The sequence below is a fragment of the Variovorax sp. E3 genome (genome assembly GCF_016082275.1).
Lineage (GTDB): Bacteria > Pseudomonadota > Gammaproteobacteria > Burkholderiales > Burkholderiaceae_C > Variovorax.
On record NZ_MOWM01000217.1, the window covers coordinates 1 to 9,578 of the forward strand.

10 protein-coding genes and 2 pseudogenes are annotated in these 9,578 nt (G+C 68.7%); 3 read left to right on the top strand and 9 right to left on the bottom strand.

Going from position 1 to position 9,578, the window contains the following annotated elements:
• Positions 1-144: 144 nt before the first annotated feature.
• The 9 genes and pseudogenes from flgJ to flgB all read right to left on the bottom strand — a co-directional run bounded on the left by flgJ (position 145) and on the right by flgB (position 7,524).
• Positions 145-1,161, bottom strand: coding sequence for a flagellar assembly peptidoglycan hydrolase FlgJ (gene flgJ / locus BMG07_RS37705; protein WP_198088765.1), 1,017 nt, complete (start codon positions 1,159-1,161; stop codon positions 145-147).
• 10 nt (positions 1,162-1,171) lie between these two features.
• Positions 1,172-2,257 (bottom strand): flagellar basal body P-ring protein FlgI, encoded by a 1,086-nt coding sequence (locus tag BMG07_RS37710; protein WP_198088773.1) that lies wholly within the window; start codon positions 2,255-2,257, stop codon positions 1,172-1,174.
• A gap of 125 nt (positions 2,258-2,382) precedes the next feature.
• Positions 2,383-3,096: a flagellar basal body L-ring protein FlgH gene (locus BMG07_RS37715; protein ID WP_198088766.1), complete on the bottom strand. Its 714-nt coding sequence runs from the start codon at positions 3,094-3,096 to the stop codon at positions 2,383-2,385.
• Positions 3,096-3,878 carry a flagellar basal-body rod protein FlgG gene (gene flgG, locus BMG07_RS37720; RefSeq protein WP_198088767.1) on the bottom strand — a complete coding sequence of 261 codons (783 nt, stop codon included), beginning with the start codon at positions 3,876-3,878 and terminating at the stop codon, positions 3,096-3,098. The genes BMG07_RS37715 and flgG overlap by 1 nt, the downstream gene beginning before the upstream one ends.
• A 49-nt stretch (positions 3,879-3,927) precedes the next feature.
• Positions 3,928-4,673: pseudogene (locus tag BMG07_RS37725) on the bottom strand (flagellar basal body rod protein FlgF).
• A gap of 34 nt (positions 4,674-4,707) precedes the next feature.
• Positions 4,708-5,927: pseudogene (flgE, locus tag BMG07_RS37730) on the bottom strand (flagellar hook protein FlgE).
• A 67-nt stretch (positions 5,928-5,994) separates the two neighbouring features.
• Entirely contained in the window at positions 5,995-6,675 is a 681-nt protein-coding gene (locus tag BMG07_RS37735; protein ID WP_198088768.1) for a flagellar hook assembly protein FlgD, read from the bottom strand.
• Between the two features lie 26 nt (positions 6,676-6,701).
• Complete coding sequence (flgC, locus tag BMG07_RS37740; RefSeq protein ID WP_198088769.1) at positions 6,702-7,109, bottom strand: flagellar basal body rod protein FlgC; 408 nt, start codon at positions 7,107-7,109, stop codon at positions 6,702-6,704.
• Between the two features lie 7 nt (positions 7,110-7,116).
• Positions 7,117-7,524 carry a flagellar basal body rod protein FlgB gene (flgB, locus tag BMG07_RS37745; protein WP_198088770.1) on the bottom strand — a complete coding sequence of 136 codons (408 nt, stop codon included), beginning with the start codon at positions 7,522-7,524 and terminating at the stop codon, positions 7,117-7,119.
• A gap of 238 nt (positions 7,525-7,762) precedes the next feature.
• On the opposite strand from flgB, the gene flgA reads away from it, so the two are divergent.
• The 3 genes from flgA to BMG07_RS37760 all read left to right on the top strand — a co-directional run bounded on the left by flgA (position 7,763) and on the right by BMG07_RS37760 (position 9,349).
• Positions 7,763-8,485 (top strand): flagellar basal body P-ring formation chaperone FlgA, encoded by a 723-nt coding sequence (gene flgA / locus BMG07_RS37750; protein WP_269759797.1) that lies wholly within the window; start codon positions 7,763-7,765, stop codon positions 8,483-8,485.
• Between the two features lie 91 nt (positions 8,486-8,576).
• A complete protein-coding gene (gene flgM, locus BMG07_RS37755; RefSeq protein WP_198088771.1) occupies positions 8,577-8,888 on the top strand; it encodes a flagellar biosynthesis anti-sigma factor FlgM in 312 nt (103 codons plus the stop codon).
• Complete coding sequence (locus BMG07_RS37760; RefSeq protein ID WP_198088772.1) at positions 8,885-9,349, top strand: flagella synthesis protein FlgN; 465 nt, start codon at positions 8,885-8,887, stop codon at positions 9,347-9,349. The genes flgM and BMG07_RS37760 overlap by 4 nt, the downstream gene beginning before the upstream one ends.
• Positions 9,350-9,578: the final 229 nt, after the last annotated feature.

Sequence of the window (9,578 nt, forward strand, 5' to 3'; positions counted from 1 at the left end):
AAGGCGACGGCCTGCGGCTGCCTGTGTTGAATGCCTGCGAGCTCTGCCATGGGTGTTCCTGTGTGTGCCTGTGTCGGGGAGGAAAAGAGGAAGAAAAAAGAGGCCCGCCGCGCATGCGGCGGCCGGTGCCGGGCCGTGCGCGGCTCAGCCGAACTTCTGCATGATGCGAACCAGCTTCTCGCCGTACTTCGGGTCGGTGGCGTAGCCCGCGCGCTGCAGGCCGTGCGCCGCTTCGTGCGGGTCGTCGGTGGCCAGCACGTTGGCGTAGCGCGGGTTGCGCGTGATGAAGCGCGCGTAGTCGGTGAAGGCTTCGTCGTACGAGGCATAGGCCCGGAACTTGGCACGCACCTTCTGCGGCTCGCCGTCGACGTATTCGGTGGTCGTGGTCTCGACCGTCGGGCCCTTCCAGCTGCGGTCGGCCTTGATGCCGAACAGGTTGAAGCTCTGGGTGCCGTCGTCGGCGCGGATCTCGCGCTTGCCCCAGCCCGACTCCAGCGCGGCCTGCGCCAGGATGAGCGGCGCGGGCACGCCGCTGGCCGTGCTGGCCACCTGCGCGGAGGCGCCCATGCGGCCCACGAATTCGTCGACCTGCCCTTGCAGCGAGGCGTTCGCGCCCGGTGCGCGGCGGTCGCTGTTGTTCTGGTACACGCTCAGGTCGGCCGGCATGCCGAAGCGGCTGCTCGGCGCCGAGCCGATGGGAATGCCCGCGCGCGGCGACATCGGCAGGCCGCCCGGACGCGGCTCCAGCAGCATCGGCTTGACGCCGATCTGCGCTTCCGCCTCGGGGTCGATCGGGCTCGACGGCAAGGTGCGGCGCAATTGCTCGAGCATGGCTTCGGCCAGCCCCACGCCGCGCCCCGAGAGGTTCTGCGTGAGCTGCTGGTCGAACATCGACTGGTAGACCTTCTGACTCTGGCTGTCGAACATGCCGCTGGAGGGCGTGGCCTCGCGCATGCTCTTGAGCACCATGTTCATGAACAGGGCCTCGAACTGGCGCGAGACCTGTTGCAGCCCCTCTTCGGGCGAAGCGCGCACGGTGCGGCGCAGCGCATCGACGCCCTGCACGTCGAGCGCAAAGCGCTGGTCGAGCGCACCGGCGCGGCTGGCCGCGTCGGAGGTGTTCCATGCGCCGACGCCGGCGCTCGTGTTCGAGACGGTCATGCGCGCGGCCTCAGATGATTTCCAGCTCGGCGCTCAGCGCGCCGGCCGACTTCATGGCCTGCAGGATCGACACCAGGTCCTGCGGATTCGCGCCCAGGCTGTTCAGCCCCTTGACCACGTCCGCCAGCGAGGCACCGCCGCGCACCATCTGCATCGCGCCGCCGCCCTGGTTGACCGAGATCTGCGAGGTCTGCGCCACCACCGTGGAGCCGCCCGACAGCGCGCCCGGCTGGCTGATGACGGGTTCGGTGTTGATGACCACCGACAGGTTGCCGTGGGCCACGGCGCAGTCCTTCACGCGCACCGCCTGGTTCATGACCACCGAGCCGGTGCGTGCATTGACCACCACGCGCGCGCCGGCCTGCGTCGGCGTCACTTCGAGGTCTTCGAGCCGCGCGAGAAAGCTCACGCGCTGCTGCGGCTCGGGTGCCCGCACGCGGATCACCCGCGCGTCGATGGCCTCGGCCGAGCCCGGACCGAACTGCCGGTTGATGGCATCGACCGCGCGCTGCGTGGTGCCGAAGTCGGAGCGGTTCAGTTCCAGCGTGAACGTGCCTTCGCCGCCCACCGGCGCCTCGACCGTGCGCTCCACCAGCGCCCCGCCCGGAATGCGCCCCGAGCTCAGCTGGTTGACCTGCACCTTGCTCCCGTTGGCCGACGCGCCCGCGCCGCCCACCACCATGTTGCCTTGGGCCACCGCGTAGGTCGAACCGTCGACGCCCTTCAGCGGCGTCATCAGCAGCGTGCCGCCGCGCAGGCTCTTCGCATTGCCCATGGACGACACCGTCACGTCGATGTTCTGCCCCGGCCGCGCGAACGAAGGCAGCGTGGCCGTGACCATCACCGCCGCCACGTTCTTCAGCTGCATGTTCACGCCTTGCGGAATCGTGATGCCCAGCTGCTGCAGCATGTTGTTCAGGCTCTGCGTGGTGAACGGCGTCTGCATGGTCTGGTCGCCCGTGCCGTCCAGGCCCACCATCAGCCCATACCCGATCAGCGGGTTGTCCCGCACGCCCTGGATGCTGGCCAGTTCCTTGAGCCGCTCCGCATGCGCAGGAACGAAAAGGAGAGAAGCAAACACCGCAGCCGCCGCGATGCGCCAGCGAGCCCGAAAGTTCGTGAGATGCCGCGGAACCGGCTTCGCCGGGCCGCAGGCATCGCCCCCTGCAAGGGGGAAGGAGAAGCGACACGAAGTGCGCGAAGCCTGGGGGTTTTTCATAGTCAAAATGGCATGACGTTGAGGAAGATGCGCTGCATCCAACCCATCGTCTGGGCCTCGTCGATGTAGCCCTTGGCCGAGTACTCGATGCGCGCATCGGCCACCAGCGTCGAAGGCACGGTGTTGTTGCCCGACACGGTGCGCGGGTTCACCACGCCCGAGAAGCGGATGAACTCCGTGCCCTGGTTGATGCCCATCTGCTTCTCGCCGCTCACCAGCAGGTTGCCGTTGCCCATCACGTCCGTCACCGTGACCGTGATCACGCCGTTGAAGGTGTTGTTGGCATTGGCGCCGCCCTTGGCGGTGAGCGAGTTGGTGCCGCTGAGCTTGGAATCCTGCCCGTCGAGCAGGCCGCCCAGCAGCTTCGGAATGGCGGCGAACACGCTCGTGGTGTTGCCCGCGCGGCTGGCGTTGGCGCCGGAGTTCTTGGTCGCGTTGACCTTCTCGCTGATCACGATGGTCAGGATGTCGCCGACGTTGCGCGGACGCCGGTCCTCGAACAGCGCATTCGCGCCCGGGCCGTCCTGGAAGATCGCGCCGGGCGAGCGCCGCGGCTGCAGCTGCGCATAGCTCTCGGCGCGCGCCGTCATCGGCTGGTGCACCAGCGGTTCGCGCGGCAGTTGCGCGCAGCCCGTGGCCAGCACGGCGACGAGCACCGCCCACGGCAGCCTCGCTGCCGCGGCGCCGCCCCGATGATGAAGACGCACGCCCCGCATCACATCTGCGCCAGGCGCTGCAGCATCTGGTCCGAAGTCTGGACGGCCTTGCTGTTGATTTCGTACGAACGCTGGGTCGCGATCATGTTCACCAGCTCTTCCACCACGTTCACGTTCGAGGCCTCGACATAGCCCTGGCTCAGCGTGCCCGCGCCGTCGACGCCGGGGTTCACCTGGTTGGGCGCGCCCGAGGAATCGGTCTCGGCGTACAGGTTCTCGCCCTTGCTTTCCAGGCCCGTCGGGTTGACGAAGGTCGCCAGCTGCAGCTGGCCGATCTGCACGGTGTTCGTGCTGCCGGCCTGGATCACCGACACGATGCCGTCGCGGCCCACGGTGATGCTGGTGGCGTTGGCCGGCACGGTGATGGCGGGCTGCACCGGGAAGCCGCTGGCCGTGACGAGCTGGCCGTCGCGATCCTTCTGGAACGAGCCGTCGCGCGTGTACGAGGTGGTGCCGTCGGGCATCAGCACCTGGAAGAAGCCGCTGCCGCTGATGGCCACGTCGGTGGGCTTGTCGGTCTTGGTGAGGTTGCCTTGCGAGTGGATGCGCTCGGTAGCCACCACGTGCACGCCGGTGCCGACCTGCAGGCCCGAAGGCAGGCGGGTCTGGTCCGACGACTGGCCGCCGCTCTGGCGCAGGTTCTGGTAGACCAGGTCTTCGAACACGGCGCGGCTGCGCTTGAAGCCGGTGGTGCCGACGTTGGCCAGGTTGTTCGACACGACGTCGAGCTGCGTCTGCTGCGCATCGAGGCCGGTCTTGGCGATGTAGAGGGAACGAATCATTTCTTGAAAATCCTGCGTGTGTTGCGGGCGGGGTTCCGGTGGCGGCGTATCAGCCGTAGGCCAGCAGCTTGTTGGCCGCCTGCGCGTTGATGTCGGCGGTCTGCAGCGACTTCATCTGCATCTCGAAGCTGCGCGCGTTGGAAATCATGGCCACCATGGCCTCGACCGGGTTCACGTTGCTGCCCTCGACCACGCCGCTGACGACCGTGACGGCCTCGTCGGCCTCGGCCGGCGGCAGGCCCTGGCGCATGCGAAAGAGGCCGTCGTCGCCGCGCACGAGGTCGGCGGTCGGCGGGTTGACCAGCTTCAGGCGGCCCACCTCGGCAATGCCGGTGAGCGTGCCCGAGGCGGGGTCGCGCGCGCCGACCAGGCCGTTGGAGGCAATGGCCACCTGCGAGCCGGGCGGCACGGTCATGGCGCCGTTGTCGCCCATCACCGCGCGTCCGCCCATGGTGGTGATCTGGCCGTCGGCGCCCACCTGCAGGTTGCCCACGCGGGTGTAGGCCTCGCCGCCGTCGGGCGCCTGCACCACCATCCAGCCTTCGCCGCTGACGGCCACGTCGAGCGCGCGGCCGGTCTCGGTGAGCGGGCCGTGCGTGAAGTCGGCGCGGGGGTGGTGGCCGCCACGAAAGCGCGCGTCGGCGACTCCTGGCCGACCACGGGCACCGCGCGGAAATTGGCGATCTGCGCGCGGAAGCCCGGCGTCGACACGTTCGCCATGTTGTTGGCCACCACGGCCTGCTGTTCCATGGCCTGCTTGGCGCCGCTCATCGCGACATACAACATTCGATCCACTGGGTGCTCCTGGTGTCAGTCTTGGGGCCGCGCGTCAGCGGATGTTCATCAGCGTCTGCATGACCTGGTCCTGCGTCTTCACGGTCTGCGCGTTGGCCTGGTAGTTGCGCTGCGCGACGATGAGGTTGACGAGTTCGGAGGTCAGGTCGACGTTGGACGACTCCAGCGCGCCCGCCTGCAGCGAGCCGAGCTTGGTGCCTTCGCCCGGGGTGCCGGTGAGCGCGTTGCCCGAGGCCAGCGTCTCGGCCCACACGTTGTTGCCCTTGGGCTCCAGGCCGTTGGGGTTGGCGAACGACGACAGCACGACCTGGCCCAGCAGCTTGGTCTGCTCGTTGGAGAACTTGCCGGTGATGGTGCCGTCGGGGTTGATCGAGAACGAGGTCAGCTCGCCCGAGCGGTAGCCGTCCTGGCTGAGCTTGCTCATGCCGTTGGCCGCGCCGAACTGCGAGGTGCCCGACAGGTCGATCGACGCCGTCAGCGGCGCCGCGCCGTTGGTGAAGGTGATGGCGCCGGTGGTCAGCTTGCCGCCGACCGGCGCGGTCATCTTGCCGGCGGAGTCGAAGGTGAGCGTGCTCATGGCCGCGCCGGCGTTCAGCGGCGCGCCGTCGGCGGTGCCGTACACGTTCCAGGTGTTGGCCGGGGTGGCGGCCTTCACGAAGTACACGGCCACGTCGTGCGGGTTGCCCAGCGAGTCGTAGATCGGGCCCACGGCGTCGAGTAGTTGAAGGTGCCCGAGTCGGTGGGGTTGAACGGCGTCTTGGTCGGCGGCACGAGGCGTGCGTCCAGGTTGAACTGCGCGTTGATGTTGCCGGTCGGGTTGGGCGTCATCGACGCGGTCGGGATCTGGATCGGCGACGGCGTGCCGCCGTTGATGCCGCCGCTGGCGTTCACGCCGTAGCCCGTCAGGCGCAGGCCCGACGAGTTGACGATAAAGCCGTCCTTGTCGCGCGTGAACTGGCCGTTGCGCGAGTACATGACTTCGCCGGTGGCGCTGCTCAGGCGGTAGAAACCGTCGCCATTCAGGATGGCCACGTCCAGCGGGCGGCTGCTCGACTGCGTCACGCCCTGCGTGAAGTTCTGCACCACGCCCGACACCGAGGCGCCCAGGCCGACGCGCGAACCGGCGTACACGTCCTGGAAGGTGGCGGCGGCGGACTTGTAGCCCACGGTGCCCGAGTTGGCGATGTTGTTGCCGATGACGTCGAGGTTGGCGGCGGCCACGCCGAGCCCGCTGATGCCCTGGGAAAAACTCATGATGGATTCCTTACTTCAATGCGTTCAGTGCTGCGATGGAAAAGAGAGAAAGCGCGCTGCTCGCGCCTCAGAGGAACAGGCGCACGTCGGACAGGCCGATGCTGGCGCCCGAGGCCAGCTCGAGCGTGACGCCGCTGGCGCCCTGCTTGACGGCGGCCACCTGCGAGAAGGTCAGCGAGGTGGGCGTGACGGCCACGCCGCCGTTGGTGGCGTCGACCGTGAAGCGGTAGGCGCCCGCGGGCACCACGGCGCCGTTGTCGTCCTTGCCGTCCCAGGTGACGGCGTTGACGCCTTCCTTCATGGAGCCGGCGTCGATGGTGCGCACCACGTTGCCCTTGTCGTCGAGGATCTTGATCTGCACGTCGGCGGCGGTGCCCGGCAGCTGCACGGCGAAGGCCTGCGTGGCGGGGTCCTTGCCGTCCTCGGGCTTCTTGGTGGTGAGCATGTCGCCGGGCGACAGCACGTTGTAGCCGATGAGCGAGGCGGCCTGCAGCACCTGGTTGGAGCCGGTCTGGTTCACCAGGCCCGAGAGCGTGGTGTTGAGCTTCTCGATGCCGGTGACGGTGCTCATCTGCGCCAGCTGCGAGGTGAGCTCGGCGTTCTGCATCGGGTTGAGCGGGTCCTGGTTGTTCAGCTGCGTGACCAGCAGCTTGAGGAAGCGCTGCTCGTTGTCCTGGCTCGAAACGTTGTTGCTGGTCGCGCTCGATGCGTTCTGACCGGAGATGGAAGAGGTGTCGGAGATGGCCATGAAGTCTTGGTGTGAAGGGGGTTGTCTTACTGGCCGATGGACAGCGTCTTGACCATCAGCGTCTTGGCGGTGTTGAGCACTTCGACGTTGGCCTGGTAGCTGCGCGAGGCCGAGATCATGTTGGTCATCTCTTCGACCACATTGACGTTGGGCATCGCGACATAGCCTTCGGGGTTGGCGTGCGGGCTCTTCGGGTCGAACACCATGCGCGGCGGCGACGGGTCCTCGACGACGCCCGAGACCTTCACGCCGCCGATGTCCTGGCGGCCCGAGGGCGCGACCTCGAACACCACCTGCTTGGCGCGGTAGGGCATGCCGTCGGGGCCGGCCACGCTCTCGGCGTTGGCCAGGTTGCTGGCGGTCACGTTCATGCGCTGCGATTGCGCGGTCATGGCGGAGCCCGCCACGCTGAAGATGCTCATGGAAGAAGGCATGGCTCTGTTACTGCTGTACCGCCGAGAGCAGCGACTTGATCTTGGCGTTGATGATGGTGAGGTTGGACTCGTAGCGCAGCGCGTTGTCGGCGAAGGCGATGCGCTCGACGTCCATCTCCACGGTGTTGCCGTCGATGCTCGACTGGTTGGGCGTGCGGTAGAGCAGGTCCTTGTCGGGCATGGCCTGCGCCTGGCCCGCGAGATGGCGCGCCGAGGTGGTGGCCAGCGACATCGATTGCGACGCGCGGCCGCGCTCGACGGCCTCGTTCAGCCGGCTGCTGAAGTCGAAGTCGCGCGCCTTGTAGTTGGGCGTGTCGGCGTGTGCGATATTGGCCGCGAGCACCTCCTGGCGCTCGGCCCGGAGGTTGAGGGCTTCGCGGTTGAAACGAAGCGCCGCATCCAGCTTGTCGATCATCTTTTTTCCATCCGTTGTGGCGTCGCCAATGCGCGGGGCGCGGCGGCAGATGGAAAGCGAGTCTATGCATGCATCGCGTTTGCAATCGCCCGAACAAAGGGGGTTTTCGCCTGCTGCTCGCACCTTCGATCCGGGGCCGGATTTCTAGAATTGCCCGGCGTCGGTGTGTGTCCGTGGACTCCGGCGCCGCACGTTTCCATGCCCTTCCCCTGATGCCGCCGATGAACCCTCTACCGCTTTGGAGCTCCTGTCGCGCACCGTGCTGCCGGCACTGCTGGCGGCCCTGTGTGCGTTGCCCGCGTGGGCCCAGACCCCGGCCCAGGCCCAACCCCAGACCCAGGTTCAGGCCGGCGATGCCGCCGGCGCGGCCATCGCCAAATACCTGCAGGTGCAGACCGCCGGCCTGCCGGGCAAGGTCAGCATCCGCCTCGAAGGCCGCGGCACCGAGGCGCTGCCGCCCTGCGACGCGCCCGAAGCCTTTCTGCCGCCCGGCGCCCGCCCCTGGGGCCGCGTGTCGGTCGGGGTGCGCTGCCAGGCCGAACGGCCGTGGACGCGCTTCGTGCAGGCGCACGTGTCAGTGGAAGGCAGCTATTTCGTGGCCGCGCGCGCCATCGAGACCGGCCGGCCGCTGGGCGCCGGCGACGTCACCGAGCGCACCGGCGACCTCACCCGGCTGCCGCGCTCCCTCATCACCAGCGCGGCCGAACTGGTCGGCGTGGTGGCGGCCAACCGCATCGGGCCGGGCGCGCCGCTGCGCAAGGAATCGGTGCGCGGCGTGACGGTCATCCAGCAGGGCCAGGCGGTCAAGCTGGTGGCCCAGGGCGAGGGATTCGTGGTCAGCACCGAGGGCAAGGCCCTGAGCGGGGCCAAGGTCGGCGCGGTGGTGCAGGCCAAGACCCTGGACGGGCGGCTGGTCAGCGGCGTGGCCAACGAGGAAGGGCAGATCCAGCTGGCGCAGTAGCGCCCTGGCGCCCGTTTCAACCTTCGTGCACGCAATTCCTAAAGTTCTTGCCCGGGCTGCCGATATACGGGTCAGCCCCTGAGGAATCACCTTGAAAATCGATCCACCCGCCCCTTCTTCGGCCACGCCCCTCCATCGATCGCCCGCCACGGGCACGGCCCCGATGACGGGCGCCGACGCACCCGAGCGCACCAAGGAAGCCAAGGAAGCGGCGCAACAGGCCTCCGCGCACGTCCACGCGCTGCCCACGGCCGCCGGCGGCAGCGACTTCGACGCCGCCCGCGTGGCCGCGATCCGCGAGGACATCCGCGCCGGGCGCTACCAGATCCGCCCGGAACGCATCGCCGACGGCCTGCTGGCCAGCGTGCGCGACCTGCTCGACAAGAAAGACGGCCAGCAATGAACGGCGCCAAGGCCCTGCTCGCCCAGTTGCGCACGGAGGCGGCCTGCATCGAGGAGTTCCTGGCCGTGCTGGACCGGGAAGCCAAGGCCATGTCCGCCGGCGTGTTCAACGACCTCGCGGCCATCGCCGGCGAGAAAACCCGCCTGCTCGACCGCATGGCCGAGCTGGACCGGGAGCGCGAAGCCATGCAGGCGGCGCTGGGCTACGAGCCCGGCCGCGCGGGCGCGGATGCGGCCGCGGCCGCCGGCGGCCCGGAAGTCGGGCAGGCCTGGGCGGAACTGCTGGTGCTGGCCGTGCAAGCCCGCAGCCACAACATGCGCAACGGTTCGCTGGTGTACGCGCACCTGGACTTCACGCAGCAGGCCCTGCACTTCCTGCAGGCCAGCGCGCAACTCTTCTACGGCCCGGACGGTGTTCGCAAGACCCAGTCGGGCAGCGGTACCCGGCTTGCGCTGGGCTGAGCGCATGCGGGGCGACGTGCTGTCCGTGGTCTGCGTGCTGGTGGTGGCGATGCACGCCATGGCCGGCGCCGCCGACGGCGTGCGCGACCCCGACTTCGGGCGGCTCGCCTACTCGGGCACGGCCATGCGCCCGCCATGTCGGGCGCCGGGGTGCCGGCGGTCTGGGTCGGCGAAAAGACCGTGGGCCTGGCCAGCGGCGGCGGCTACCGGGGCTATGCCCCGGCCGGCT